General features: G+C 60.2%; 23 protein-coding genes. 6 read left to right on the top strand and 17 right to left on the bottom strand.

The window, feature by feature from the left end; translation table 11 throughout:
* Nucleotides 1-243 precede the first annotated feature (243 nt).
* Nucleotides 244-771 carry a hypothetical protein gene (locus tag BZK31_RS07030; protein ID WP_083182069.1) on the top strand — a complete coding sequence of 176 codons (528 nt, stop codon included), beginning with the start codon at nt 244-246 and terminating at the stop codon, nt 769-771.
* A gap of 176 nt (nt 772-947) precedes the next feature.
* A complete protein-coding gene (locus BZK31_RS07035; protein WP_083182070.1) occupies nt 948-1259 on the top strand; it encodes a hypothetical protein in 312 nt (103 codons plus the stop codon).
* 66 nt (nt 1260-1325) lie between these two features.
* On the opposite strand, the gene BZK31_RS07040 is transcribed toward BZK31_RS07035, so the two are convergent.
* Both BZK31_RS07040 and BZK31_RS07045 read right to left on the bottom strand, forming a co-directional pair.
* Nucleotides 1326-2156 (bottom strand): mechanosensitive ion channel family protein, encoded by an 831-nt coding sequence (locus tag BZK31_RS07040; protein ID WP_083182071.1) that lies wholly within the window; start codon nt 2154-2156, stop codon nt 1326-1328.
* Between the two features lie 118 nt (nt 2157-2274).
* Nucleotides 2275-2754 carry a YajQ family cyclic di-GMP-binding protein gene (locus BZK31_RS07045; RefSeq protein ID WP_003304827.1) on the bottom strand — a complete coding sequence of 160 codons (480 nt, stop codon included), beginning with the start codon at nt 2752-2754 and terminating at the stop codon, nt 2275-2277.
* Between the two features lie 171 nt (nt 2755-2925).
* Here BZK31_RS07045 and BZK31_RS07050 point away from each other — a divergent pair, with 171 nt between their 5' ends.
* Genes BZK31_RS07050 through BZK31_RS07060 form a run of 3 tightly spaced genes read left to right on the top strand, consistent with a single transcriptional unit; the run spans nt 2926 to nt 6521 of the window.
* A complete protein-coding gene (locus tag BZK31_RS07050) occupies nt 2926-3846 on the top strand; it encodes a putative 2-dehydropantoate 2-reductase (RefSeq protein WP_083182072.1) in 921 nt (306 codons plus the stop codon).
* A gap of 44 nt (nt 3847-3890) precedes the next feature.
* The gene (locus tag BZK31_RS07055) at nt 3891-5927 is read left to right on the top strand and encodes a sensor histidine kinase (protein ID WP_083182073.1); all 2037 of its coding nucleotides are present in this window, start codon (nt 3891-3893) and stop codon (nt 5925-5927) included.
* 15 nt (nt 5928-5942) lie between these two features.
* Nucleotides 5943-6521, top strand: coding sequence for a cob(I)yrinic acid a,c-diamide adenosyltransferase (locus BZK31_RS07060; protein ID WP_083182074.1), 579 nt, complete (start codon nt 5943-5945; stop codon nt 6519-6521).
* Nucleotides 6522-7076: 555 nt separating this feature from the next.
* On the opposite strand, the gene BZK31_RS07070 is transcribed toward BZK31_RS07060, so the two are convergent.
* From BZK31_RS07070 to secA, 4 genes are all read right to left on the bottom strand, one after another.
* Nucleotides 7077-8024 carry a Nudix family hydrolase gene (locus BZK31_RS07070; protein ID WP_083182075.1) on the bottom strand — a complete coding sequence of 316 codons (948 nt, stop codon included), beginning with the start codon at nt 8022-8024 and terminating at the stop codon, nt 7077-7079.
* 2 nt (nt 8025-8026) lie between these two features.
* Nucleotides 8027-8653, bottom strand: coding sequence for a glutathione S-transferase family protein (locus tag BZK31_RS07075; protein ID WP_083182076.1), 627 nt, complete (start codon nt 8651-8653; stop codon nt 8027-8029).
* 50 nt (nt 8654-8703) lie between these two features.
* Entirely contained in the window at nt 8704-9921 is a 1218-nt protein-coding gene (gene argJ / locus BZK31_RS07080) for a bifunctional glutamate N-acetyltransferase/amino-acid acetyltransferase ArgJ (protein WP_083182077.1), read from the bottom strand.
* Between the two features lie 109 nt (nt 9922-10030).
* Entirely contained in the window at nt 10031-12769 is a 2739-nt protein-coding gene (gene secA / locus BZK31_RS07085) for a preprotein translocase subunit SecA (protein ID WP_083182078.1), read from the bottom strand.
* Between the two features lie 305 nt (nt 12770-13074).
* On the opposite strand from secA, the gene BZK31_RS07090 reads away from it, so the two are divergent.
* Nucleotides 13075-13530: a DUF721 domain-containing protein gene (locus tag BZK31_RS07090; RefSeq protein ID WP_087881644.1), complete on the top strand. Its 456-nt coding sequence runs from the start codon at nt 13075-13077 to the stop codon at nt 13528-13530.
* A 37-nt stretch (nt 13531-13567) separates the two neighbouring features.
* On the opposite strand, the gene BZK31_RS07095 is transcribed toward BZK31_RS07090, so the two are convergent.
* The 11 genes from BZK31_RS07095 to mraY form a co-directional block, all read right to left on the bottom strand.
* Entirely contained in the window at nt 13568-15181 is a 1614-nt protein-coding gene (locus tag BZK31_RS07095; protein ID WP_083182080.1) for an ATP-binding response regulator, read from the bottom strand.
* A 705-nt stretch (nt 15182-15886) separates the two neighbouring features.
* Nucleotides 15887-16798 carry a UDP-3-O-acyl-N-acetylglucosamine deacetylase gene (gene lpxC, locus BZK31_RS07105; RefSeq protein WP_083182082.1) on the bottom strand — a complete coding sequence of 304 codons (912 nt, stop codon included), beginning with the start codon at nt 16796-16798 and terminating at the stop codon, nt 15887-15889.
* A 112-nt stretch (nt 16799-16910) separates the two neighbouring features.
* Nucleotides 16911-18098, bottom strand: a complete 1188-nt coding sequence (gene ftsZ / locus BZK31_RS07110) for a cell division protein FtsZ (protein WP_083182083.1) — start codon at nt 18096-18098, stop codon at nt 16911-16913.
* Nucleotides 18099-18168: 70 nt separating this feature from the next.
* Nucleotides 18169-19425, bottom strand: a complete 1257-nt coding sequence (gene ftsA / locus BZK31_RS07115; protein WP_004881500.1) for a cell division protein FtsA — start codon at nt 19423-19425, stop codon at nt 18169-18171.
* A gap of 14 nt (nt 19426-19439) precedes the next feature.
* Nucleotides 19440-20303, bottom strand: coding sequence for a cell division protein FtsQ/DivIB (locus BZK31_RS07120; protein WP_083182084.1), 864 nt, complete (start codon nt 20301-20303; stop codon nt 19440-19442).
* Nucleotides 20304-20306: 3 nt separating this feature from the next.
* On the bottom strand, nt 20307-21266 hold the full coding sequence (locus tag BZK31_RS07125) for a D-alanine--D-alanine ligase (RefSeq protein WP_083182085.1): 960 nt from the start codon (nt 21264-21266) through the stop codon (nt 20307-20309).
* On the bottom strand, nt 21263-22723 hold the full coding sequence (gene murC / locus BZK31_RS07130) for a UDP-N-acetylmuramate--L-alanine ligase (RefSeq protein WP_083182086.1): 1461 nt from the start codon (nt 22721-22723) through the stop codon (nt 21263-21265). The genes BZK31_RS07125 and murC overlap by 4 nt, the downstream gene beginning before the upstream one ends.
* Entirely contained in the window at nt 22716-23786 is a 1071-nt protein-coding gene (gene murG / locus BZK31_RS07135) for an undecaprenyldiphospho-muramoylpentapeptide beta-N-acetylglucosaminyltransferase (RefSeq protein WP_083182087.1), read from the bottom strand. Before murG ends, murC begins: the two co-directional genes overlap by 8 nt.
* On the bottom strand, nt 23776-24990 hold the full coding sequence (ftsW, locus tag BZK31_RS07140) for a putative lipid II flippase FtsW (RefSeq protein ID WP_083182088.1): 1215 nt from the start codon (nt 24988-24990) through the stop codon (nt 23776-23778). Before ftsW ends, murG begins: the two co-directional genes overlap by 11 nt.
* Entirely contained in the window at nt 24987-26333 is a 1347-nt protein-coding gene (murD, locus tag BZK31_RS07145) for a UDP-N-acetylmuramoyl-L-alanine--D-glutamate ligase (RefSeq protein ID WP_083182089.1), read from the bottom strand. Before murD ends, ftsW begins: the two co-directional genes overlap by 4 nt.
* Nucleotides 26334-26338: 5 nt before the next feature.
* A partial coding sequence (mraY, locus tag BZK31_RS07150) for a phospho-N-acetylmuramoyl-pentapeptide-transferase (protein ID WP_083182090.1) occupies nt 26339-26801 on the bottom strand: 463 nt, incomplete at its 5' end.

A 26801-nucleotide genomic window follows, 5' to 3' on the forward strand; every position in this document is an offset into this window, starting at 1 on the left:
CGTCGTAGGAATGATGTTTTCATTTCTGTGCGCGGAGCTCATCACCACTTTAGTCCTGCTGATATACGGCTATCTGGAAAAACCATTGAGACTCTCCAACGGAATTCGCACCACTTTTTGACTCATGCCTGGGCAGCAGGACTGACCGCGCTATCAGCTTTTATCTTCTCGTTGATGATCATGCACCCATGACTCGGGTTGATTAAGAGACGAGAGAACCACCCAAACATACAAGGAAAGTACATGAGCACCCGTTTTTTCAAAATTCTGACCGGACTGTTTGTAAGCACTTGCGTGGCCACACCGTTCTACGTAAATGCCCAGCAAGCGGCTTCGCCCTGCGATGAACTGGTGGGCGACTACGCACTGCAACCAGAAAATCGACCAGTTGTGCGTATCGAGAAGAAAGACCAAACTTTCACGATGACCCTCAACGATTCGGGGACGTTAATCCACGAGTCCTTTACACCCTTATCCAGCGCAGACATCGCGGAAATGTTCGAAGACCAGCCAATGCACCCTACGTGCATGCTGAAAGAAAATGGCTTTACGATCATGAAGCTGCCAGTTGGCAGCCCGCTCAACCCCACCGAAGATACCCATCGTGATACGTTGAGATATCCGCTGCCCACGCCTGTCCTTATGGGAGTATCCGTAGGTTACGCAGCAGTCATGGGCCTTTACTCGGTACCTCGACAAGACGTGCTGAAAGACGTGGACGAATGGGATAAAGACGACCGCTACGAATACAGCAAGGAATATGGCAGGTAGGTAACACATGACGGAAGCGCCACACCTTTGCTTTCATCGAGAAGCAGTCTGGTCGGGATCAGCCATCCTGATCATCACCTCAGCTAAGCGTACCAGCACCAAAAGCGTTAGGATGGTCTGAACTTTACTGACTGCCAGGCACCTCAGCCTGCCTCTCACCTGCTCAAGGACTGGAAGTGAACACCGCAAAAAAACCAAGCTTCAACCAATACCTGATGCTTGCCTTGATCGGGCTGGGTATCTGGGTGCCTGTGGTCTGGACCGCGCTGGCGTATGCCGCCTCAAGCGCCGCTGAGCCGATGACGGTTGGCAGTGCCATCGTGCTGCTGGGCCAGCTTGAGATTTTCGCGATCATTTTTCTGATCGTCTATGCGTTCTGCTTCAAGCCGTGGAGGCTCTCGACAGCGCTGCGTTTCGGGTTTTTCCTGAACGTGCTGGGTGCAGGCGTCGCGGCGGTCGGTATCGTGGTGGCACTGGCCAACCTGTAACGGACACGCCGCCCAACAAAAAGCCCTGGCTCGCGAGAGACAGGGCTTTTTGTTTGCTGCTAGCGGTTACTCCTGAACCACCCGCATCATCCGCTGTGGCGCCGGAATGTCGATGCCGGCGTCTTTGAGCCGGTCACGCGCTTCGATGTTGAACAGTGACACCACGTCGCCGAAATCGCCAGTCTTGGTCCAGACCCGCAGCGACAGGGTGATGGCGTTCTCGCCCAGCGCCGCGACAACGGCCTGCGGGGCCGGATCGTCGAGCACGCGTGGGTCCTTGGCCATGTCCAGCAGGACCTGGAGAGCCTGGCGAAGATCTGCGTCGTGGCTGACACCGATGTCGAACACGACCTTGCGGGTCGGCTGACGATTGGTATTGGTGATGATGCCGTTGGACAGGTTGCCGTTGGGCATGATCACGGTCCGGTTGTCGCCGGTACGCAGCACGGTGTGAAAGATCTGAATGCTGTCGACCGTTCCCGCTACGCCCTGCGCTTCGATCCAGTCACCGATGCGGAACGGACGGAACAACAGAATCAGCACGCCGCCCGCGAAGTTCGCCAGACTGCCTTGCAACGCCAGACCGATGGCCAGACCGGCCGCACCGATGGCTGCCACGAATGAGGTGGTTTCGACGCCGATCATCGACGCGACGCTGACCACCAGCAGGATCTTCAGGATGATGTTGGCCAGACTGCTGACGAAACCCTGCAACGCCAGATCCGCGTGACGCAGTGCCAGTAACGCACCGAGTTTGCCGGTCAGTCGGTTGATCAGCCACCAACCGATACACAGCGTAACCAGCGCCAGAAGCAGGCGGCTGCTGTACTGCATGATCATCGGAATCCAGGCCTGCGACGCTTGCCACAGGTGACCGACTTCTGCGTTTAAATCCATCTTTCTCTCCTTAACCTGACGAACTGGCGTCGAGGGACAGCGACGGCTGTCGTTTCAATGCACAGGGCGATTCGGACTGACCGGGAAACCAAGGGTTCCCGGCAATCACGGCGAATGGTCAGTCGCGGAAGTTATTGAATTGCAGGGGCATGCCCGAATCGTAGGCACGCAGCGCCGCGATGGCCTCTTGCAGGTCGTCGCGTTTCTTGCCGGTAACGCGCACCTGCTCGCCCTGAATCGCGGCCTGGACCTTGAGCTTGGCTTCCTTGATGTGGGCGACGATTTTCTTGGCCAGTTCCTTGTCGATACCTTCGCGCAGGATGACTTCCTGCTTCATCAGCTTCCCGGACGCGTAGGCATCCTTGATTTCCAGGCACTTGGCGTCGATCTTGCGCTTGACCAGGGCCAGCTTGAGGATCTCGATCATGGCTTCGAGCTGAAAATCCGCTTCGGCGGTCAGGGTAACAGTCAGTTCCTTGAACTCGAACGTCCCTTTGCCTTTTAGGTCGTAGCGACGGTCCAGCTCTTTGATGGCATTGTCGACGGCATTCGTGACTTCGTGTTTATCCAATTCGGACACTACGTCGAACGAGGGCATGTATGTTCTCCAGTTGAACGGCGCGCACTGCAATCAACGGCGCGCATGACTTGACGGTATGAAAGAACGCTCATTATAACGAGACTTTTCCGGCCTTCACGCTGAGCCTTTCATGTCGAATACTGATTTCACTGCCACAGAGTCGCTTTTCTCCTCACAGATGAATCGCCGATGAGCGCCCTCTGGCATGTACTGGGCGCGGGCAGTCTGGGCAGTCTCTGGGCCACGCGACTGGCGCGGGCGAACGTGCCAGTGCGTCTGGTGCTGCGTGACGCCGCTCGCGTGGCCGCGTATGAGGCGGCCGGTGGCTGCCTGACTTTGATAGAAAACGATGCGTCTCGTTCGTTCCCGATACCTGCCCAGACGCTTGACGATCAGGTGCCGATCGCCCGATTGCTGGTGGCGTGCAAGGCCTATGACGCCGAACAGGCTGTGGCGCAACTGGCCCACCGCTTGAACGCCGACGCTGAAGTCATCCTGTTGCAGAACGGCCTCGGCAGTCAGGACGCTGTCGCGGCGCAGGTGCCCCATGCGCGCTGCGTGTTTGCCTCCAGCACTGAAGGTGCCTTCCGCAAGGCCGACTGGCAGGTGGTGTTTGCCGGTCATGGCTTCCCCTGGCTCGGCAGTGTCACCGACCCGGCCCCGCCGTCATTGCTCGAGGATGTGAGGGCGAGTGCGATCCCGCACGAGTGGACGCCGGACATTCTCACCCGCCTGTGGCGCAAGCTGGCGCTCAATTGCGCAATCAACCCGCTGACGGTGCTCTACGATTGCCGCAACGGCGGCCTGCTGGACCATCACTGTGAAGTCGCCACGCTGTGCGCCGAGCTGGCCGATCTGCTGCGGTGCTGCGGTCAGCCAGCGGCCGCCGAGGACCTGCACAGCGAGGTGCTGAGGGTGATCAAGGCGACGGCGGCCAATTACTCGTCGATGTATCAGGACGTCGCGCACCGGCGGCGCACCGAAATCAGTTACCTGCTGGGTTACGCCTGTGCGGCCGCCGCGCGCCATCGCTGCCCGGCTCCCCACTTGCTGCAATTGCAGACGCGCTTGGCCACGCTTCTGGCAAGCAAGGGTTTGCGTACCGACTAGCCCGCGCTACCCTGCTTGCTCCACCTGCCACTGCGACCTGCCCCATGCCTTTGCGCCAACGCCTGGAAAACCTGCCTGTCGGCCAGAAATTGCTGGCCGCCTTGCTGGTTCTGATGACCACCGTGCTGCTGGTTGCCAACCTGACCTTCATCAGCGCGGCGTACTACATTTCGCAGGAAGCCATGGCCCCGCAGGCCTTGCAGACCATCGGCCGCCTGATCAGCAGCGCCAACCTCAATGAAAATGCGCTGAACTCGCCTAACGATGCGCGGGCGCTGTTGCGAGAGCTCAAGAGTTACGGCCCGCTTCGCGCTGCTGCCATCTACGACAACGACGGCGAACGACTGGGACAGGTCCAGCAAGGTGACAGCCTCGAATTGCCGCATCACTTCAAGGACCTCGAAAGCTGGCGCCTGACCGAATTTCGCAGCACACAGGTCATCACGGTGCCCAAAGGCGAGCAGCCACCGGGACACTTGCTGTTGGTCGCGAGCAGCGAGTTGCCGCCTGCGTTCTACACCGGCACGCTGACTGCAAGCCTCGGGATTCTGGTGTTCAGCGTGCTGCTGTGGCTGGTCGTGGCGCGGCAGATTCGTCGATTGATCACCGAGCCCATTTATCAGCTCGAAGAGTTGTCCCGACAGGTAACCCGCGAGGAAAACTACGCGTTGCGCGCCGAACCCGGCAACGAAGACGAAATCGGCAGTCTCGCCGAAGCCTTCAATACCATGCTGTCGCGCATCGAAGCCCGCGAGCAGCAACTCAAACGAGCCCGCGACGATTCTCAGGAAGCCTACGATCAGGCGCAGGGTCTGGCCGAGGAAACCCGACACACCAACCGCAAGCTTGAGCTGGAAGTTCAGGTGCGCAGCAAGATCGAAAAGAAGCTCACCGGCTTCCAGAACTACCTCAACAGCATCATCGACTCGATGCCGTCAGCGATGATCGCACTGGACGAACAGCTTTACGTGACTCAGTGGAATCAGGAAGCCAGTGCCTTGTCGGGCACTACGCTGGACGAGGCCATGAATCAGCCGATCTTCATTGCCTTCGAACCGATGCGCTCGTTTCTGCCGCAGATCAAGCACACCGTTGAACGGCACAGCGTCACCAAGATCGAGCGCGTGACCTGGATCAAGAACGAAGAGCCCCGTCATTACGCGTTGACCTTCTACCCGCTGACCGGTGACGCAGGCCGTGGCGTGGTCATCCGGATCGACGACATCACCCAGCGGATCTCGCTGGAAGAAATGATGGTGCAATCGGAGAAAATGCTTTCGGTCGGCGGTCTGGCAGCCGGCATGGCGCATGAAATCAACAACCCGCTGGGCGCGATTCTGCACAACGTACAGAACATCCGTCGGCGTCTGTCGCCGGATCTGCCCAAGAACATCGAGCAGGCCGAAGCCGACGGTATCGATCTGGCAGTGGTCAATAATTACCTGACCAGCCGCGAAGTGCCGCAGTTGCTGGACGGCATTCAGCAAGCCGGTGCGCGTGCTGCGAAGATCGTCAGTCATATGCTCAACTTCAGTCGTTTGAGCAATCGCCAGCTTTCGCCTTGCGATCTACCGGCGCTGATCGATCAGGCAGTAGAAATCGCCAGCAATGACTTTGACCTGACCATCGGTTTCGATTTCAAGGGCCAGCACATCATCCGTCAGTTCGACCCGGAACTGGGGCCGGTGCCCTGTATTGCCAACGAGCTGGAACAAGTGCTGCTGAACCTGCTGAAAAACGCCGCGCAGGCCATTCATCAGCGTCCCGACAGCGAGGAAGCCGGGCGCATCACTCTACGTACCCGGCTCAATCCACCATGGGCCGAGATTCAGGTGGAAGACAACGGCATCGGCATGTCCGAAAGCGTGCGAAAGCGCACCTTCGAGCCGTTTTTTACCACCAAAGAGATCGGTCAGGGCACCGGGCTCGGCCTGTCGGTGTCGTACTTCATCATCACCAACAACCACAAGGGCCAGATGGAAGTGCAATCTTCCGTCGGCAGCGGAACCTGCTTCACTTTGCGCCTGCCGCTGGTCGCCAATCAGGTGAGCGTACAGCAGCAGGTTATTTCCAAGTTATGACCAGGAGCCACTGACATGGGCTTTCGTTTGTCGAAGATCTACACACGCACCGGAGATGCCGGGGAAACCGGGCTGGGTGACGGCCGTCGGGTGTCCAAGGATCATCCGCGGGTCGAGGCCATCGGTGAGGTCGATACCCTCAACAGCCAGCTGGGTCTGCTGCTGGCAGGGCTCATTGAGCTGGCACCGGGCGTTTCCGGGCTCAACGAAATCATCGAGGTTCTGGCACCCTGCCAGCACCGCCTGTTCGACCTCGGCGGCGAGCTGGCGATGCCCAGCTACAAGGCGCTGAACAGCGCGGAAGTCGAGCGCCTTGAAGCGGCCATTGATGTATGGAACGAAGAGTTGGGACCGCTGGAAAACTTCATACTGCCCGGCGGCTCGGCGTTGATTGCTCAGGCGCATGTCTGTCGCAGCCTGGCGCGTAGCGCGGAACGTCGCTGCCAGCACCTGAATGCGGTCGAACCGCTGGAAGGCGCTGGCCTGGCGTACATCAATCGGCTGTCGGATCTGCTGTTTGTGGCAGCCCGAATCATTGCCAGACGGCAGGGCATCGCCGAGATTCTATGGCAGCCTGCGCCGAAGCCGGAGTGAGACGGCGGTCGAGCCGTCTCGTGTCTGGCGCTACATGTCTGGCGCCTGCACCGGCCTCTTCGTGGACAAGTCCACTCCCACGGCGCGCTGACAAGTGAAGGCGGGCATGTGGGGGCGGACTAGTCCGCGAAGGCTGTGGATGAGGTGCTACATGTCTGGCGCCTGTACCGGCCCCTTCGTGGACAAGTCCACTCCCACGGCGCGCTGACAAGTGAAGGCGGGCATGTGGGAGCGGACTTGTCCGCGAAGGCTGTGGATCAGGCGTTACATGTCTGGCGCCTGTACCGGCCTCTTCGTGGACAAGTCCACTCCCACGGCGCGCTGACAAGTGAAGACAGACATATGGGAGCGGACTTGTCCGCGAAGGCTGTGGATCAGGCGTTACATGTCTGGCGCCTGTACCGGCCTCTTCGTGGACAAGTCCACTCCCACGGCGCGCTGACAAGTGAGGGCGGGCGCGTGGGAGCCAACTTGTCCGCGAAAAGGGTGTATCGAAGGACAGGCTCACTCCCACGGGGCCGGTGTTTGCTGCTCGACAAAGCAGCGCTCAGCCTTTCAGAGCGCTTCCGGCCAGAAGGCGCGTATGCCTGCAACGCCCTGTGCTCCATTTTGCCATGCTTGCTGACGTTCGGCAGGCCCAACACCGCCTAGCAGATAAACCGGCTTGCTGAAGCTGCTGATCAACTGTGCGGCCTGCTCCCAGCCCAGTGGTGGCGCATCGGGGTGCGTCAGGGTCGGCTGAACCGGTGACAGGGTCACGAAATCCACGCCCATCTGCTCAGCCAGTGCCAGTTCTTCCGCGTTGTGACAGGAAGCGGCCAGCCAGCGATCTTCCGGAAATGGCCGCCCACGGCTTGCGTACTTGCGCAGTTGTTCGGCGGTCAGGTGCCAGCCCGCAGAGGGAAAGTCGCCCAGCCACTCCAGCGGCCCTTTGAGCATGAGTTGCGCCTTGCCTGCGCACAGACCGGCTGCATCCACCGCCATGTCGCGGTACTTCGGGTCATAGCCACCGGGAGCGCGTAGCTGGACCAGTTTGATGCCGCCAGCGATGGCCTTCTGAATCCCGCGCAACACCTCAATGTTGTCCAGGCCTTCCGGCGTGATCAGGTACTCGCCGGGCAGACGGGCAGCCGCCACGATCGGCCGATTGGCGGCGGGAAACTCGTAATCGGCCAGTTCGCGAGCACTGGCCCAGACCAACGGCTGCCCTTCGGCACCATGCGGCTCGCCAGTGAACGCCGAGACTTCCCACACATCCAGCAGCACGTGCTTGTCCGGGTAGTCATGCTCAATCTTGATCAGCGGGCGTGCGGCTGTGACCACGATGCCCAGCTCTTCCTGCAACTCGCGCCCCAGCGCAGTCTCGACAGCTTCGCCCTCCTCGACCTTGCCACCGGGAAATTCCCACAAACCGCCCTGGTGCTGGCTGTCAGCCCGCTTGGCGATCAGGATCTTGCCGTCGACGCCACGGATGACGGCAGCAGCCACGTGAACTCGTTTCACGGTCAGGACTCCTCTAGACCAGCCTGCTGCCAGCGCTGGAAGGCAGGCCATTGATAAAGGGTTTCAATGTAGGCCAGCGCCTCGTCGGGCAGCGCCACGCGGTAAGTGCGCAAGCGAATGGCTACAGGCGCGAAGAATGCATCGGCAATGCTTGCGCGACCGAACAGAAACGGCCCCTCTTCGGTGGCGGCCTGACGGCATTCAGCCCACAGCTCGACGATACGATCGATGTCGTTCTGGGTGTCGACCGGAATCACTTCCAGCGCCTGATCGTGGCGCAGGTCCATCGGCATGTTCGAGCGCAGGCTCACGAAGCTGCTGTGCATTTGCGCGCAGGCAGAACGCGCCTGCGCACGAGCGGCGATGTCACGCGGCCAGAGATCGGCGTCAGGGAAGCGCTCGACCAGGTACTCGCAAATCGCCAGCGAGTCGATGATGGTCCCATGCTCGCACTGCAACGCAGGCACTTTGCCGGTCGGTGAATATTTGAGGATGTTCTCGCGGGTATCGGGCTGATTCAGGCGAATGACCTGATCGGTGAACGGCGCACCGGTCATTTCCAGTACCAGCCAGGGACGCAGCGACCAGGAGGAATAGCGTTTGTCACCGATGATAAGGTGCAAGCTCATGCTCAACTCCATTGAATGGCGCGGGAACGAAGCACCCGCGCCGGAATGAATCAGGTGCGGTATTCCGCGTTGATTTTCACGTACTCGTGGGACAGGTCCGTGGTCCAGATCGTTTCGCTGCAATCACCGCGTCCCAATTCGATACGGATGGTGATTTCTTCTTCAGCCATGACCGCCGAGCCCTGTTCCTCAGTGTAGGTCGTGGCGCGGCAGCCTTGGCTGGCGATGCACACGCCGCTCAGGAACACATCGATCTTGCTCACGTCCAGGTCCGGCACACCGGCGCGACCGACGGCGGCCAGGATGCGCCCCCAATTAGGATCGGAGGCGAACAGCGCGGTCTTGATCAGCGGCGAGTGGGCCACGGCGTAACCGACGTCGAGGCATTCCTGATGGTTGCCGCCGCCGTTGACTTCGACGGTGACGAACTTGGTCGCGCCTTCACCGTCGCGCACGATGGCCTGAGCCACCTCCATGCAGACGTCGAACACGGCTCTCTTCAGCGCGTCGAACAGCGGGCCTTTCGCTTCGGTGATCTCAGGCAGACTGGCCTGACCGGTGGCAATCAGCATGCAGCAGTCATTGGTCGAGGTGTCGCCATCGATGGTGATGCGGTTGAACGACTTGTTGGCACCGTCGCGGATCAGGTCCTGCAGCACGCTGCGGGACACTTTGGCATCGGTGGCGATGTAGCCGAGCATGGTGGCCATGTTCGGCCGGATCATGCCCGCGCCTTTGCTGATACCGGTTACGGTGATGGTCACACCATCATGCTGGAACTGACGGCTCGCGCCTTTGGGCAGGGTGTCAGTGGTCATGATGCCAGTGGCCGCAGCCGTCCAGTTATCCACAGACAGATCATCGAGGGCAGCTTGCAACGCGCCTTCGATCTTTTCCACAGGCAACGGCTCGCCAATGACGCCGGTTGAGTAAGGCAGTACGGCGGATGCATCGACGCCGGTCAGCTCGGCCAGCTTTTCACAGGTGCGACGCGCCGCAGCCAGGCCAGGCTCGCCAGTGCCCGCGTTGGCGTTACCGGTGTTGGTCAGCAAGTAGCGCACAGGCCCCTGAACACGCTGCCTGGCCAGAATGACCGGCGCGGCGCAGAACGCATTCAGCGTGAACACACCGGCAACGCTCGAGCCTTCGGCACAGCGCATGACCACGACATCCTTGCGCCCTGGGCGTTTGATGCCGGCAGAAGAGATGCCAAGTTCAAAACCGGGAACCGGGTGCAGCGTAGGCAACGGACCAAGACCAACAGCCATCGGGGTGCTCCTCAAGGAGTGTGTGCGCCGTCCATAGCGGTACGGCCATCAATGAAAAAACGCCGCGACGGGCAAGCCGGTCGCGGCGCGGTATTACAGTGTCAAAGCCTTAGTTGATCTGGCCGTGACAGTGCTTGAATTTTTTACCCGAGCCACACCAGCACAGTTCGTTGCGGCCCAGCTTCTGATCATTGCGAACCGGCACGGCAGCAACCGCGACGGCCTCGCCTTCTTCTTCGATCAGCGCGGGCTGGTCGATACCAGGTGCTGCGGCATGTTCGAACTGCATGCGCTTGGCGAGTTCTTCGGCTTCCTGACGCTGACGCGCCTCTTCTTCCTCGGGGTCTTCGCGGCGAACCTGAACGTGCGACAAGACGCGAATGGTGTCGCGCTTGATCGAATCCAGCAGTTCCTGGAACAGGGTGAACGACTCGCGCTTGTATTCCTGCTTCGGGTTCTTCTGGGCGTAGCCGCGCAGGTGAATACCGTGACGCAGGTGATCCATGGTCGACAGGTGGTCTTTCCACAGATCGTCCAGCACGCGCAACAGAATCTGCTTCTCGAAGGAGCGCAGCGCTTCGGCACTGGCCTGATCTTCCTTCTCGTTATACGCGACCAGCAACTGCTCCATGATCTTGGTACGCAGGCTGTCTTCGTGCAGGTGATCGTCCTCGTCGAGCCACTGCTGAACCGGCAGTTTCACGGCGAAGTCGGTGTTCAGTGCGGCTTCCAGACCGGCCACATCCCACTGCTCGGGCAGCGATTGTGGCGGAATGTGCTGACTGATCAGGTTGTTCAGCACGTCCTGACGGAAGTCGGAGATGGTCTCACCGATGTTGTCGGCCGCCAGCAAGGTGTTGCGCATGTGATAGATCACTTTGCGCTGCTCGTTGGCCACGTCATCGAATTCAAGCAGTTGCTTGCGGATGTCGAAGTTGCGACCTTCCACCTTGCGCTGCGCTTTTTCGATGGCATTGGTGACCATGCGGTGCTCGATGGCCTCGCCGGACTGCATGCCCAGCGCCTTCATGAAGTTCTTCACCCGGTCGGAGGCGAAGATACGCATCAGGCTGTCTTCCAGCGACAGGTAGAAACGGCTGGAGCCGGTGTCACCCTGACGACCGGCACGACCGCGCAGCTGGTTGTCGATGCGACGCGACTCGTGACGCTCTGAGGCAATCACGTGCAGGCCGCCCGCTTCGATCACCTGCTGGTGACGCTTCTGCCAGTCAGCCTTGATCTGCGCGATCTGCTCGGGGGTCGGGTCTTCGAGATTGGCGACTTCGACTTCCCAGTTGCCGCCCAACAGAATGTCGGTACCGCGACCGGCCATGTTGGTGGCAATGGTCAGCGCGCCCGGACGACCGGCCTGAGCGATGATTTCCGCTTCCTTCTCGTGGAATTTGGCGTTCAGAACCTTGTGCTCGATGCCTTCCGCATTAAGCAGGCGAGACATGTGCTCGGAGGTTTCGATGGTCGCCGTACCCACCAGCACCGGACGGTTTTCCGCAAGGCAGGCCTTGATGTCGGTCACGATGGCCGCGTACTTCTCTTCGGCAGTCAGGTAGACCAGGTCGTTGAAGTCCTTACGGGCCAGCGGTTTGTTCGGCGGGATGACCATCACGGCCAGGTTGTAGATCTGGTGGAACTCGAACGCTTCGGTGTCGGCTGTACCGGTCATGCCGGACAGTTTGTTGTACAGACGGAAGTAGTTCTGGAACGTGGTCGAAGCCAGTGTCTGGCTTTCGGCCTGAATGTTCAGGTTTTCCTTGGCTTCGATGGCCTGGTGCAGACCTTCGGACAAGCGACGACCCGGCATCGTACGACCGGTGTGCTCGTCAACCAGCAGCACCTGACCGTCCTGAACGATGTACTCGACATTGCGGTTGAACAGCTTGTGCGCACGCAGACCGGCGTAGACGTGGGTCAGCAGGCCCAGGTTGTGCGCCGAATAAAGGCTTTCGCCTTCGGCCAGCAGGCCGACTTCAGTGAGCATCTCTTCGATGAACTGGTGACCGGCTTCGTTCAGCTCGACCTGACGGGTCTTCTCGTCGACCGTGAAATGACCGGCCTTGGTCACCTGGCCTTCCACTTCCTCGATGTGCTGCTCAAGCTTGGGGATCAGACGGTTGATTTCGGTGTACAGCTTGGAGCTGTCTTCAGCCTGACCGGAAATGATCAGCGGCGTACGCGCTTCGTCGATCAGGATGGAGTCGACTTCGTCGATCACGGCGAAATTGAGTTCGCGCTGGAACTTGTCGTCCATGCTGAACGCCATGTTGTCGCGCAGGTAGTCGAAACCGTATTCGTTGTTGGTGCCGTAGGTGATGTCGGCGGCGTAGGCCGCACGCTTCTCTTCCGGCGGCTGGAATGGCGAGACGATGCCTACGGTCAGACCGAGGAACTCGTACAGCGGACGCATCCAGTTGGCGTCACGACGGGCCAGGTAGTCGTTCACCGTGACCACGTGCACGCCTTTGCCCGACAGTGCGTTCAGGTAAACCGCCAGGGTGCCGACGAGGGTTTTACCTTCACCGGTGCGCATTTCCGCAATCTGGCCTTCGTGCAGGGTCATGCCGCCGATCAGCTGCACATCGAAGTGACGCATGCCCATGACGCGCTTGCCCGCTTCACGCGCGACCGCGAACGCTTCCGGCAACAGTTGGTCGAGGGTCTCGCCTTTGGCTATGCGGGCCTTGAACTCTTCGGTCTTGGCGCGCAATTGCTCGTCCGAAAGGGCCACCATTTGCTCTTCGAAGGCATTGACGAGCTGAACCGTCTTGAGCATGCGTTTGACTTCACGCTCGTTCTTGCTTCCAAAAAGTTTTTTTAACAAAGGCGCAAACATATCGACAGGATCTTCCACACATAGGAATGGAGGGCGGCCCCGTGAGTCGCCCGTGCAGCCCTTATGGCTGCATGCGAACGAGCATTCTACCCGGAAACGATGGTGAGGAAAGTGGCGTTATTCCACGATGCTGGCACAGCGCTGTGACGGGGCAGGTTTACAATGGGGCCATTTTCAAGCACTTCAACCCGCAAACAGGGGAAGTTACTCATTGATTTGCATATGAAAGCACGGAAACGCCCTCGAAAGCAGCCGTCACACGGCTTTCTGTTAAGATGGCCGCCTTGTCACACAGGCATCTCCCCATGGCCTTTCGTCCCCTGAATGCTCGCGCGCCCGCGGTTCTGCTGCGCGAAGCCAAGCCTCTGAAGGCTATTTTTCGGCACGCCGAGCGTCTGAGTCATTTGCAGCGCCTGCTCGAAAGCCAGCTGCAGCCCGCAGCTCGCGAGCATTGCCATGTAGCTTCGTGGCGCGAAGGCAGTCTGTTGCTGATCGTGACGGACGGTCATTGGGCTACCCGCCTGCGCTATCAGCAGAAACGTCTGCACCGACAACTGGTCGCGTTCGATGAATTCGTCAATCTGACCCGCATTGTGTTCAAGGTACAACCACCCGCTGCGCCTCGCGGAGCAGCCACGCACACCATCGATCTGTCGACCGTCGCGGCCGAAAACATTCAGGCTACCGCCGAAGGTATCAGCGATCCAAAGCTGCGCGCCGCGCTGGAACGTCTGGCCAGCCACGCCAAAGACAAGCGATAGGCCGGTCGGCTTGCCGACATGCGGTCGCCTCGCCACGTCAGGGGGTTCTCGACAAGGCTTCACGCATGGACAAAAGGCTCAAGCGCAATTCGGATGGTCGCAACGGCTTGGAGAGGATCGATACGCTTCGTCCCTGCAACGCTTCATGTACTCGTTCCAGCTCACGTCCGGTGACGATCAACGCTGGCACATCCCAACCACGCGCCGACCGGATGAGGTCAATGCAATCCACACCGTTGGCCGTCGTGCCCAGATCGTAATCGGCCACAACGATGTCGCAATCGGTCACCAGCCCCTCGACCGACGAGGCGGTCTGCACCTGACACCCCCAGCGTTCGAGCAGTGCTGCGGTTGCCATCATGACGTTAGCGTCATCCTCCACCAGGCAGATCTTCACGCCCTTGAGCAGGCTGGCACCCAGGACTTTTCTGTGTACCGGCCTGGCGGGCGCGGGTGCCTCCTCGAGCCCATGGACGGTAACCGTGGTTCCTCGATTCACCTTCGACTCGATCCTGATCTGCAGCTCAAGAATAAGACTGAGCCGCTTGACGATCGACAGGCCAAGGCCCACACCTTCTACGTCCTTGTCGCGAACATGCCGGACCCGATAGAACTCGTCACAGACTTTGGGCAGGTGCTCGGCCGCAATGCCACTGCCCTGATCATGGACGCTGATCGAAAGGCTGCCTGCACGCTGGCGCACGCCAATCAGCACCGGGCGGCCCGGGGCGTACTTGAGGGCGTTGGAGAGAATGTTCTGGATCATCGTGGCGAGCAGCGTCCCGTCCACTCGCGCCCAGCGCTGGCAAGGCCTGACCCTCAATTCCACGCCTGCCCAGCGAGCCGCCGCCGCATTCTGCAGGGCCAGATCGCGAAGCATTTCACCGAGATGGACCACGTCCGACTTGGCCGAAACCTTGCCGCTGTCCAACGTGTAGATGTCCAGAATCGAGCGAAACAACTGCGATACGTTGTGCAATGAGCGATCAATGTTGTCGACCAGTTGACGCTCGTAATCGCCCAGCGGGCTTGAGCGCAGACAGGCGGTGAACATGCCGATGGAGTGGATCGGCTGGCGCAGGTCATGACTGGCCTGCGCCAGAAACCGCTCCTTCTCCTGATTGGCCACGGTCGCCTGCTCCGACGCCTGACGCGCTCTGACCAACAGGATGTGGGCGTAGGCAGGCACCAGAATGGTGACGGCGACCAGCATCAGAACCATGAACGGCTGCGCCTGCCAGTAAGGCGTCAACTGGTAGATGATCAGAATTGCAACCAGTGCCAGCGACGCGGCAATCGCTAAATACCGCGAGCCGTAACGCATGCCGTTGCCGAGCGTGACCCAGACCATCACGCTGAAGATAGGCAACGTCGCTTCGCCGCCCACCACCAGACCGACCGATATACCGATGTAATCGTGCACCATCCCGAAGACCCGGCGCGCTGGAAACACGCCCGGATAGCTGACGATGTGCTGGCGCAGGATCAGTGAAACCACCAGAAAGCCCGCGTAATAGAAGATGATCGGCTCATACTGGGCGACGCTCAGCCCGGGCAGCAATCCGATCAGCGATACGTAGGTGATCGCGAACGTGGCCACGATCAGCCTCAGTTTCGCCTGATCCAGTTCTGCGTCCTTCCGGTCTTTCATACACCCTCCCCGTCAGGCCATCGACTGCCTGAACCGTCATAGTCGCAGCGATTTCACAAGGGCTCGTTCAACTGCCCCAGATCGGCAGCCAGTTGTAACCGAGCGGTATACCAGCTCACCACTGATTCCACGCGTTTCTGCTCAGACGCCGCCAGATCGTTTTGCGCATTGAGCAACTCAATGCAACTGGCGCAGCGGAACCGAAGGTCAGGCGGGCGCGGTTTGAAAGTCACTGTCGGGCCGTGATTCCAGCGCGATTCCAGTAAATGCTGCGCACGCTTCAGCGAGCGGAGTCATGTACGGCGATGCCCGCGCGCCGACCTCTTTCAGAACCACAAAATGATTAAAATACTCTTGCAGCGCGTCTCTTGATCATGCGGCTGATGTAAACCTTGACCAGACCACGGACAGGCACCGACACACCCGTTACGGTCGTGTGCCGGGTATAACTTATGAAACTCAGGAGCGACGTCAGCGACACATAAACGATCACAGCTTAAGTTATGCCAACTGCCGGGGAAGTAGCACAGGTGTACTATTGAGTTGCGAGCAGGCTCATCCGCAGAGCGCCGCCAATCAAGGGCTGCAGCCAGATGCTTGACCGATGGCTGGCCGTTATCGACAAACAGGGCTTATTGAACGACATAAAAAAAGGCCACCCGAGGGCAGCCTTTAAAGAACAAAAGGAAAGAGAGTAAAGCTTGCTTACACGGCCGCGACAGGACGCATGTAAGAAATAGGTGCCGTACTGGCATCCTCGAAGGTCACCACTTCCCAGGCGTCCGTCTGCTCGATCAACGCGCGCAGAAGACGATTGTTCAGTGCGTGCCCTGATTTGAAGCCCTTGAACTCACCGATCAGGCTATTGCCCAGCAGGTAAAGGTCACCGATGGCATCCAGGATTTTATGTTTGACGAATTCGTCCTCGTACCGCAGGCCGTCTTCATTCAAGACGCCTTCCTTGTCGACCACAATGGCGTTTTCCACGCTGCCGCCGAGTGCGAGGTTGTGCTTGCGCAGGTACTCGATGTCACTCATGAACCCGAAGGTCCGGGCACGGCTGACTTCCTTCACGAAGGAAGTGCTGGAAAAGTCCACGCTTGCACTCTGGGTGCGGTCACGGAAGACGGGGTGATCGAAATCGATCTCGAAACTGACCTTGAACCCTTCGAAAGGCACGAAAGTAGCGCGTTTACCGCCCTCTTCCACTGTGACTTCACGCAGGATCCGGATGAATTTCTTCGGCGCGTCCTGTTCTTCCAGGCCTGCCGATTGAATCAGGAATACGAAAGGGCCTGCGCTGCCGTCCATGATCGGAACTTCGGAGGCAGAGAGCTCGACGTAGGCGTTATCGATGCCAAGGCCAGCCATGGCCGAAAGCAGGTGCTCCACCGTGTCGACTTTTACATCGCCATTGACCAGTGTGGTCGACAGCGTGGTGTCACCGACGTTTTCCGCACGCGCAGGGATCTGCACGACAGGATCGAGGTCGGCTCGGCAAAACACGATGCCGGTATTCACAGGTGCGGGCTTGAGGGTCAGGTAAACCTTCTCCCCGGAGTGCAGGCCTACACCTGTGGCACGGATAATATTCTTCAGGGTGCGTTGTTTAATCATGGCATGGGCCGCTTCAGCGCAAGTTGCGAACTGGTATCAACAAAGGCTGGCGATGATAGCAGACCATGCCTTTGCTGAACACCAATCACCCTAATACCCCTGATACATTTCATCAATCGGCCTGGCGACGCAGGAAAGCCGGGATGTCCAGGTAATCCAGATCATCGTTCGGGTTCATCTTCGCTGCTGCGGTGGCGCCTGCGTGTGCCTGATTGCGCATCACGGTCGGACGGTCCAGATCGCGGTAGTTGACCGAAGGTGCTTCCTGACGGGCCGCTGGCTGAGCCTGAGCCTGCTGAGTGGTCTGCAGGGTGTTGTCGATAACCTTGACCGGCTTCTCGATTTTCGCGCCCAGACCGGTCGCAACCACAGTCACGTGCAACTCGTCACGCATGTCCGGATCGATAACGGTACCGACCTTGACCATGGCGTGCTCGGAAGCGAACGCTTCAATGATGCTGCCCACGTCCGAGTATTCACCCAGCGACAGGTCGGGACCTGCAGTGATGTTGACCAGGATGCCGCGAGCGCCCTGCAGGTTGACGTCTTCGAGCAGCGGGTTGCGAATGGCTGCTTCGGTCGCTTCACGTGCACGGTTCGGACCGCTGGCGCAGCCAGTGCCCATCATCGCCATGCCCATTTCGCTCATCACGGTACGTACGTCGGCGAAGTCGACGTTGATCATGCCCGGACGCTTGATGATGTCGGAGATACCGCGAACGGCACCGGCCAGTACGTCATCTGCCTTGGCGAAAGCCGACAGCAGGCTGGCGTCCTTACCGAGGATGGTCAGCAGCTTCTCGTTGGGAATGGTGATCAACGAGTCGACGCTTTCGGACAGCATGCGGATGCCTTCATCGGCGATCTGCATACGCTTGCGGCCTTCGAAAGGGAACGGACGCGTGACGACTGCAACCGTCAGAATGCCCATTTCCTTGGCCACTTCGGCAATGATCGGCGCTGCACCGGTACCGGTACCGCCGCCCATGCCGGTGGTGATAAACACCATGTTGGTGCCTTGCAGGACTTCTGCAATGCGCTCACGGTCTTCCAGCGCGGCCTGACGACCGACTTCAGGGTTGGCGCCAGCGCCCAGGCCCTTGGTCACGCCTGTGCCCAATTGGAGAATGGTGCGCGCGCCAATGTTTTTCAGCGCTTGAGCATCGGTGTTGGCGCAGATGAATTCCACGCCTTCGATGTTGCTCTTGACCATGTGATTGACAGCGTTACCGCCACCACCGCCTACACCGATGACCTTGATTACCGGGCTTTGCGGGACGTTGTCTACGAGTTCGAACATTTTCTCTCTCCTTCCGCTCTCTAGTTAGTTTGCCTACTGCCTGCCGCTATTGCTTTTGAAGCTGTGAAACTTAGAAATTGCCCTGCACCCAACGCTTGATACGCTCCAGCACGGGTGCCTTGGGTTCGTCGCCGTAACTGCTGTTGCCGACAATCCCCGACAGCGAAATGCCGTCCGATTGTTTTTGCAGCCCGTACAGCAACAGGCCTACGCCTGTGGAATAGATCGGGTTGCGCACGACATCAGCGAGCCCTTTGACGCTATGCGGAACGCCGAGGCGCACCGGCATGTGGAAGATTTCCTCGGCCAGTTCGACCGCGCCTTCCATTTTCGAGGTACCACCGGTCAGCACGATGCCGGCCGGGATCAGATCTTCATAACCACTGCGACGCAGCTCGGCCTGGATCAGGGTGAACAGCTCGTCGTAACGAGGCTCGACCACTTCCGCCAGGGCCTGGCGCGACAGCTCGCGAGGTGGACGGTCGCCCACGCTCGGTACTTTGATGGTTTCACCGGCACCCGCCAGTTTGGCCAGGGCGCAGGCATAACGAATCTTGATTTCTTCGGCGTACTGGGTCGGTGTGCGCAGCGCCATGGCGATGTCGTTGGTCACCTGATCGCCGGCAATCGGGATCACCGCAGTGTGGCGAATCGCGCCTTCGGTGAAGATCGCGATGTCGGTGGTGCCGCCACCGATGTCGACCAGGCAGACGCCCAGCTCTTTCTCGTCATCGGTCAGCACCGAGTACGCCGACGCCAGTTGTTCGAGAATGATGTCGTCGACTTCCAGACCACAGCGACGCACGCACTTCTCGATGTTCTGGGCGGCGTTCACCGCGCAGGTCACTACGTGCACCTTGGCTTCCAGACGCACGCCGGACATGCCCAGCGGCTCACGAACGCCTTCCTGGTTATCGATCACGTAATCCTGAGGCAGGGTGTGCAGGACGCGCTGGTCGGCAGGGATGGCAACAGCCTGCGCAGCGTCGAGCACGCGCTCCAGGTCGGCAGAGCTGACTTCACGATCGCGAATCGCCACGATGCCGTGGGAGTTCAGGCTGCGGATATGGTTGCCCGCAACGCCGACAAACGCCGAATGGATGCGGCAACCAGCCATCAGCTGGGCTTCTTCCACGGCACGCTGGATCGACTGAACGGTGGATTCGATATTCACCACCACGCCCTTCTTCAGGCCGCGGGAAGGGTGAGTCCCGATCCCCACGATTTCCAGCGAGCCATCGGCCGCGACTTCGCCTACCAGCGCCACCACTTTGGAGGTACCGATATCCAGCCCGACGATCATTTTGCCGCTTTGCACATTTGCCATGGTCCTGCCTCTTATCAATTCTTCGCGACGGCGGGTTTGTCCGTCGTCGGCGCTGCCTGTTCACGCCAGCCAACCGCAAGGCCGTTGGCGTAACGCAGGTCGACGCGCGCAATATTCGTGATTTGGTCTTTAAGCGTCTTGTCGTAAATCGCGATGAAGCGGCGCATTTTTTCGACGAGATGGTCGCGTCCCAGCAACAATTCGATACCCGGCCCGGCACTACCAGCACCTGTTGTCAGGAACCAGCTGCCACGCTCGCGCAATTCCAGGCGCACGATGGAGAACCCCATGGGGCGCAACATCTGACTCAACACCTGATACTGCTGCATCACCTGTTGCTGGGCCCGCTGCGGGCCGAACAACTGGGGAAGATGTTCATAGTTGGACAGTTCACGCGGCGTGAAAGCCTGCCCCTGGTTGTTCAGCAGCGCCTCGTCACCCCAACGGGCCACGGGCAACTGCTCTTCCAGGCGAATCACCACCTGGTCCGGCCACACGCGCCGGACTTCGGCGTGTGCAATCCATGGCATCTGTTCAAGCTCGGTGCGCATGGCGGCCAGGTCGATCTTGAAGAAGCTCGACGCCACGAACGGCGCAATCCGTTGCTGCACGGCCTGCTGACTGATGTAACTCAGATCGCCCTGCACGTTGATGCGGGTGATAGGGCGGTCTGCGTAAGGCATGATGCGCAGGGCCGCTTCATAGGTGCCGAAGCCCAGAACCACCAGCATGACCGGCCAGAACAGACGCTTCAAAAAACCGAAGCTCGGTTTGGGCATGCGCGCAGACAGCGGCTCCTTGGCCACCATCCGGCTGGCGCCACGAGGCACCGGCTTGCGGCCGGGAGCGGGTGGCTGATGGCGTGCCGAAGCGTTCATGCCTTACCCCCTCACCTGAACGCTATCGGCCAGAATCGCCAACACCAGTTGCTGAAAGTCCAGGCCCGCAGCAAACGCCGCCATAGGGACCAGACTGTGATCGGTCATGCCGGGCACGGTGTTGACTTCCAGCAGCCAGAACTTGCCTTGCGCATCCTGCATGACATCCGTGCGCGCCCAGCCTGCAATGCCGATGGCTTCGCAGGCGCGTGCTGTCAGTTGTTTGAGTTCCTGTTCACGAGCGTCGTCGAGTCCGCTTGGAATCCGGTACTGGGTATCGGAAGCCAGGTACTTGGCGTCGTAGTCATAAAAACTGTGGGGAGTGCCCAGCCCGATGACCGGGAGCACCTGGTCACGCAGAGAAGCCACAGTGAACTCGGGCCCCTGAATCCACTGCTCGACCAACACTTGCGAATCGTAGGTACTGGCGGCTTTCCAGGCGGCGATCAATTCTTCGACGCTGGTCACCTTCGCCATACCGATACTTGAGCCTTCATGGGCCGGTTTGACGATCAAAGGGAAGCCCAGTTCCGTCGCGGCAGAAATACAATCCTGCTCGTTGCCAAGTACCGCATGCAAAGGCGTTGCGAGACCCAGGCTTTGCCACACCTGCTTGGTGCGCAGCTTGTCCATCGCCAGGGCAGAAGCCAGCACGCCGCTACCTGTGTAGGGGATTTCCAGACACTCCAGCAGACCCTGCATGGTGCCGTCTTCGCCGCCACGGCCGTGCAGCACGATGAAGGCGCGGTCGATGTTTTCGCTGACCAGTCGTTGCAGGAAATCGTCGCCCACGTCGATGCCGAAGGCATCCACACCGGCGCTCAGCAATGCCTCAAGCACTGCCTTACCGGATTTGAGGGACACTTCCCGCTCGGCACTCTTGCCGCCAAACAGCACGGCAACGCGGCCGAAGCTTCTCGGCTCCAGCGTGGAGCGCAGGGAAGACGGGGCGACGGCTGTCATTTCAGCTTACCTTCGGTTGAAGCCACTTTTGCGCCAACGAACAGCTGACTCTTGAGCAATTGCGGGGCCAGGCCACCGATATCGCCCGCTCCCTGGCACAGCAGGATGTCGCCCGCGCGCAGCAGCGGCTTGACCAGCGGAGCCAGCTCGACGCCACGCTCGATGTAGATCGGATCGAGTTGACCGCGCTGCCGGATGCTGTGGCACAGGTTGCGGCTGTCCGCCCCGGGGATCGGCTCTTCACCGGCCGGGTAGACTTCCATCAACAGCAGGACATTGGCGTCCGCCAGCACCTGCACGAAATCGTCGTAAAGGTCGCGGGTACGGCTGAAACGATGCGGCTGGTACACCATGACCAGACGACGATCCGGCCAGCCACCGCGCACGGCGTTGATGACTGCGGCAACTTCACGAGGGTGATGGCCGTAATCGTCGACCAGCATCACATTGCCGCCTTCGACCGGCAGTTCGCCATAGACCTGGAAGCGACGGCCCACGCCCTGGAAGCCCGACAGGCCCTGAACGATGGCTTCATCGCTGACGCCTTCGTCGGTCGCGATGGCAATGGTCGCCAGCGAGTTGAGCACGTTATGGTTGCCCGGCATGTTCACGGACACATCCAGCGGCTCGCGGTCACGACGCAGTACGGTGAAGAAGGTCAGCATGCCGTCCTGACGCACGTTGATCGCGCGCACGTCGGCCTCTTCACTGAAACCGTAAGTCATGATCGGACGCTTGACCTGCGGCAGGATTTCACGGACCACCGGATCGTCGACGCACATCACCGCCAGACCGTAGAACGGCAGGTTGTGCAGGAACTCGACGAAGGTTTTCTTCAGTTTGTTGAAGTCGCCTTCGTAGGTCGCCATGTGGTCGGCATCGATATTGGTCACGACCGCCACCATCGGCTGTAGATGCAGGAAGCTGGCATCACTCTCGTCGGCTTCGGCGATCAGGTAGCGGCTGGTGCCCAACTGAGCGTTGGTGCCAGCGGCGTTCAAACGACCACCGATCACGAAGGTCGGGTCCAGACCGCCAGCGGCAAATACCGAAGCGATCAGGCTGGTAGTGGTGGTTTTGCCGTGCGTGCCGGCCACCGCGATGCCGTGGCGGTAGCGCATCAGCTCGGCCAGCATCTCGGCGCGTGGCACTACCGGAATACGACGTTCAAGCGCTGTGGCCACTTCCGGATTGGATGTGTTGACGGCGCTGGACACCACCAGCACATCGGCCCCGACGGTGTTTTCAGCACGATGACCAAGGAATATCTGTGCGCCGAACGATTCGAGACGTTCGGTCACCGGAGAGCTCTTGAGGTCGGAGCCCGACACTTCGTAGCCCAGGTTCAGCAGAACCTCGGCAATGCCGCACATGCCGACGCCGCCGATACCGACGAAGTGGATGCGGCGGATACGGCGCATTTCAGGTTGCGGCATGGCGCGTTGACTCTCAACCATTGACCACCTCCACACAGACATCGACCACGGTGTTGGTTGCATCGGGCTTGGCCAGGCGACGTGCCGTGCGGGCCATGCTGTTCAATTGTTCGGGTTGCATCAAAACCTCTTTCAGGCGAGCGGCCATTTCGGCTGCGCCAGTTGTCGCTTGCGGCATGACGAAGGCTGCGCCTTCGCGGGCCAGATAGTCAGCATTACGTGACTGGTGGTCGTCGATGGCATAAGGCAACGGGATCAACAGCGACGGCAGGCCGGCGGCCGCCAGTTCGCTGATGGTCAGTGCGCCTGCGCGGCAAACCACCAGATCGGCCCAGCTGTACGCCTGGGCCATGTTCTGGATAAACGGCGCGACCTGCGCCTCGACGCCGACGTTGCGGTAACGCTCGGCGGTAATCTCGTCGTGATTCTTGCCCGCCTGATGAAACACTTCCGGACGGATGTCCACAGGCAACTGCGCCAAGGCTTCGGGCAACAGCTTGTTCAACGGTTCAGCTCCCAGACTGCCGCCCAGCACCAACAAACGCGCCTTGCGTCCGGCCATTGCCTGACGCGGGGTTTCCAGGAACAGCTCGACCCGCACCGGATTGCCGGTGGTGCGGCGCTTGCTCGAGGCGGCAAAGGTGTTCGGGAAGGCTTCGCACACGCGGCTGGCGAAGGACACCAGGCTGCGATTGGCTGTGCCAGCGACCGCGTTCTGCTCGTGGATGATCAACGGCACGCCCGCCAGCTTCGCGGCCAGACCGCCAGGGCCTGTCACATACCCGCCGAAACCGACCACACAGGCAGGCTTGAGCTCGCGAACGATCTTGCGCGCCTGCATCAATGCCTTGAACAGCATCAGTGGCGCCTTGAGCAGAGAAAGGCGGCCCTTGCCACGCAATCCGGTGACATTGATCAGGTGCAGCGGCAGACCGGCCTGCGGAACGAGTTCATTCTCGATCCCGCGCGGCGTGCCCAGCCAATGAACCTTGTAGCCACGCGCCTGGAATTCGCGGGCGCAGGCCAGCGCCGGGAAGACATGCCCGCCAGTGCCGCCCGCCATGATCAGCACATTAGCGTCCATGAGGCGTCTCCTCGGCGAAGTCGCTCTCTTTGAACTCGGTCTCTTCGCTGCCCATGTTGTTGCGCGATTCCCATTCGATGCGCAGCAGCAGGCCCAGACTGGCGCAGCAGATCACCAGCGAGCTGCCGCCGTAGCTGAGGAAAGGCAAGGTCAAACCCTTGGTCGGCAACAGACCGACGTTCACGCCGATGTTGATCAGGAACTGACCGATCCACAGGAACGACAGACCGTAGGCGACGTAGGCGCCGAAGAACTGTTTGGCCCTTTCCGCCCACATACCGATGTACATCCCGCGGATACTGACGAACAGGAACAGCGCAACGGTGAGCAACGAACCTACGACGCCCAGTTCTTCGGCCAGCACGGAAAACACGAAGTCTGTGTGCGCTTCCGGCAGATAGAATTGCTTCTGGACGCTGTTGCCCAGCCCGACGCCGAACCACTCGCCGCGCCCGAAGGCGATCAGCGCCTGGGTGAGTTGGTAGCCGGAACCGAACTGGTCGGCCCACGGGTCGGTAAAGTTGGTCAGACGTGCCATACGGTAAGGCTGTGCCTGAACCAGCACCACCACGGAGGCCACTGCCAGCACCACCATCAGCGAGAAACGGAATAGCCCGACGCCGCCAAGGAACAGCATCGCCGCGGCGGCGCCCATCATCACGACGGTGGCACCGAAGTCCGGTTCCATCAGCAGCAGGCCGGCCATTGGCAGCAGCACGATGAACGGCTTGAAGAAGCCCATCCAGCTTTCGCGCACTTCCTGCTGACGACGAATCAGGTAACCGGCCAGAAAGATAACCACGAACACCTTGGCGATTTCCGATGGCTGGACGTTGAACGCGCCGAAGCCGATCCAGCGCATAGAACCGTTGACTTCGCGGCCGATCCCCGGCACCAGCACCAGCAAAAGTAGGCCGAATGCGCCGATCAGCATCAGCCAGCCCAGACGCTGCCAGGTGGCCACTGGAATCATCATGGTCACGCCACACGCGCCCAGACCGATCAACAGATAGACCAGGTGGCGGGTCATCATGTACAGCGTATTGCCCGACTGCACGGCAGCCACTTCCGACGATGCAGACGTAATCATCACCAGACCGAGGCCCAGCAAGGCAAGGCAGCCCACCAGCATCGGGAAGTCGAGGTCAATGCCCCGTCCGCTGATCAGGGGCGATGGATACGGCTTGATCACACCGAAGATCATGACAAGCACTCCACTGCCTGCGCGAACACGCGTCCGCGCTCTTCATAATTCTTGAACATGTCCAGGCTGGCGCAGGCGGGAGACAGCAATACGGCATCGCCGGCCTGCGCCAGTTCGGCGCTACGCTCGACCGCTGCCTGTAGCGTGTCGACACGCACCAATCGGGTAGCATTGCCCAAGGCCTCGGCGAGGCGATCGGCGTCACGACCGAGCAACACAACGCTGCGGCAATGCGCGGCAACTGCGCTGCGCAGACCACTGAAATCGGCGCCCTTACCGTCGCCACCGGCGATCAGCACCAGCTTGCCGGGAATGTCAGCGCCCAGACCTTCGATGGCCGCCAGCGCGGCACCAACGTTGGTGGCCTTGGAATCGTTGTAGTAGTGCACGCCGCCCAGTTCACGAACCCACTGGCAGCGATGCTCCAGACCGGTAAATTCGCGCAGGGCTGACAGCATGGCATCGAACGGCAGGCCAACCGCATGACCCAGCGCCAGAGCCGCCAAAGCGTTGGCCTGATTGTGCGCGCCGCGCATCTTGAGTTCGCGAACCGGCATCAGGTTTTCGAACTGGAATGCCAGGTACTTCTCGCCATTCTCTTCACGCAGGCCAAACCCGTGGAAATCCGGCTTGTTCAGGCCGAACGTCCAGCACGGCAGACCTTCACCGATCAACGGACGAGACAACGCATCCTGACGGTTGACCACCACTTGCCGCGCGCCACGGAAGATCCGGTGCTTGGCCAGGTGATACGCAGGCAGACCGCTGTAACGGTCCATGTGGTCTTCACTGATGTTCAGCACGGTGGCCACTTCGGCGTTGAGCTGATCGGTAGTTTCCAGTTGAAAGCTGGACAGTTCCATCACATACAGCTCGACGTCGTCACTGAGCAGATCCAGCGCTGGCGTTCCCAGATTGCCGCCCACTGCGACACGCTTGCCCGCAACCAACGCCATTTCACCCACCAGCGTGGTGACGGTGCTTTTAGCATTGGAACCGGTAATGGCCACGATCGGCGCTTTGGCGTAACGCGCGAACAGCTCGATGTCACCCGCCATCTTCACGCCACGTGCCTGCGCCTGCTGCAAGGCTGGCGTGGCAAGGGCGAGACCGGGGCTGACGTAAAGCTCGTCGGCCCGGCAGAGAAAGTCCACGTCCAGCTCGCCACACCGCACCTCAACCTGCGGATAGTCACGACACAAGGTCGCCAGTTCCGGCGGATTCTCCCGCGTGTCGGCCACGGCAAAGGACACGCCCCGGTTCGCCAGGAAGCGAACCAGGGACATGCCGCTTTTGCCTAGACCCACGACAATGCGGAAGCGGTCGGAAACGATCAGGGACACTCGCTCTACCTCAGTTTCAGCGTGGCAAGGCCGATCAGCACCAGAATCACGGTGATGATCCAGAAACGGACGATCACGCGTGGTTCGGGCCAGCCTTTGAGTTCAAAGTGGTGGTGAATGGGCGCCATGCGGAAAACCCGGCGACCGGTCAGTTTGAAAGAGGCAACCTGAATGACCACTGACAGGGTTTCCATCACGAACACACCGCCCATGATGAACAGCACGATTTCCTGACGAACGATCACGGCCATGGTCCCCAGCGCAGCGCCCAGCGCCAGTGCGCCGACGTCACCCATGAACACCTGCGCCGGGTAGGTGTTGAACCACAGGAACCCCAGTCCCGCGCCGATCAGCGCTCCGGAGAACACGATCAGCTCGCCCGCCCCCGGCACGTACGGAATCAGCAGGTATTCGGCGAATTTCACGTTACCCGACAGGTAGCAGAAGATGCCCAGCGCACCGCCGACC

Origin of the sequence: Pseudomonas floridensis, assembly GCF_002087235.1 — a bacterium.
Taxonomy (GTDB): Bacteria; Pseudomonadota; Gammaproteobacteria; order Pseudomonadales; family Pseudomonadaceae; genus Aquipseudomonas; species Aquipseudomonas floridensis.

What these genes read in the sequence shown, in the direction of transcription:
- BZK31_RS07030 (WP_083182069.1), top strand. Translation starts at nt 244, where the DNA reads ATGAGCACCCGTTTTTTCAAAATTCTGACCGGACTGTTTGTAAGCACT.
- ftsA (WP_004881500.1), bottom strand. Translation starts at nt 19,425, where the DNA reads ATGGCAAATGTGCAAAGCGGCAAAATGATCGTCGGGCTGGATATCGGT.
- secA (WP_083182078.1), bottom strand. Translation starts at nt 12,769, where the DNA reads ATGTTTGCGCCTTTGTTAAAAAAACTTTTTGGAAGCAAGAACGAGCGT.
- BZK31_RS07040 (WP_083182071.1), bottom strand. Translation starts at nt 2,156, where the DNA reads ATGGATTTAAACGCAGAAGTCGGTCACCTGTGGCAAGCGTCGCAGGCC.
- BZK31_RS07120 (WP_083182084.1), bottom strand. Translation starts at nt 20,303, where the DNA reads ATGAACGCTTCGGCACGCCATCAGCCACCCGCTCCCGGCCGCAAGCCG.
- BZK31_RS07050 (WP_083182072.1), top strand. Translation starts at nt 2,926, where the DNA reads ATGAGCGCCCTCTGGCATGTACTGGGCGCGGGCAGTCTGGGCAGTCTC.
- argJ (WP_083182077.1), bottom strand. Translation starts at nt 9,921, where the DNA reads ATGGCTGTTGGTCTTGGTCCGTTGCCTACGCTGCACCCGGTTCCCGGT.
- murG (WP_083182087.1), bottom strand. Translation starts at nt 23,786, where the DNA reads ATGGACGCTAATGTGCTGATCATGGCGGGCGGCACTGGCGGGCATGTC.
- BZK31_RS07075 (WP_083182076.1), bottom strand. Translation starts at nt 8,653, where the DNA reads ATGAGCTTGCACCTTATCATCGGTGACAAACGCTATTCCTCCTGGTCG.
- BZK31_RS07055 (WP_083182073.1), top strand. Translation starts at nt 3,891, where the DNA reads ATGCCTTTGCGCCAACGCCTGGAAAACCTGCCTGTCGGCCAGAAATTG.
- BZK31_RS07095 (WP_083182080.1), bottom strand. Translation starts at nt 15,181, where the DNA reads ATGAAAGACCGGAAGGACGCAGAACTGGATCAGGCGAAACTGAGGCTG.
- BZK31_RS07045 (WP_003304827.1), bottom strand. Translation starts at nt 2,754, where the DNA reads ATGCCCTCGTTCGACGTAGTGTCCGAATTGGATAAACACGAAGTCACG.
- ftsZ (WP_083182083.1), bottom strand. Translation starts at nt 18,098, where the DNA reads ATGTTCGAACTCGTAGACAACGTCCCGCAAAGCCCGGTAATCAAGGTC.
- ftsW (WP_083182088.1), bottom strand. Translation starts at nt 24,990, where the DNA reads ATGATCTTCGGTGTGATCAAGCCGTATCCATCGCCCCTGATCAGCGGA.
- lpxC (WP_083182082.1), bottom strand. Translation starts at nt 16,798, where the DNA reads ATGATTAAACAACGCACCCTGAAGAATATTATCCGTGCCACAGGTGTA.
- BZK31_RS07090 (WP_087881644.1), top strand. Translation starts at nt 13,075, where the DNA reads ATGGCCTTTCGTCCCCTGAATGCTCGCGCGCCCGCGGTTCTGCTGCGC.
- BZK31_RS07125 (WP_083182085.1), bottom strand. Translation starts at nt 21,266, where the DNA reads ATGACAGCCGTCGCCCCGTCTTCCCTGCGCTCCACGCTGGAGCCGAGA.
- murC (WP_083182086.1), bottom strand. Translation starts at nt 22,723, where the DNA reads ATGGTTGAGAGTCAACGCGCCATGCCGCAACCTGAAATGCGCCGTATC.
- BZK31_RS07060 (WP_083182074.1), top strand. Translation starts at nt 5,943, where the DNA reads ATGGGCTTTCGTTTGTCGAAGATCTACACACGCACCGGAGATGCCGGG.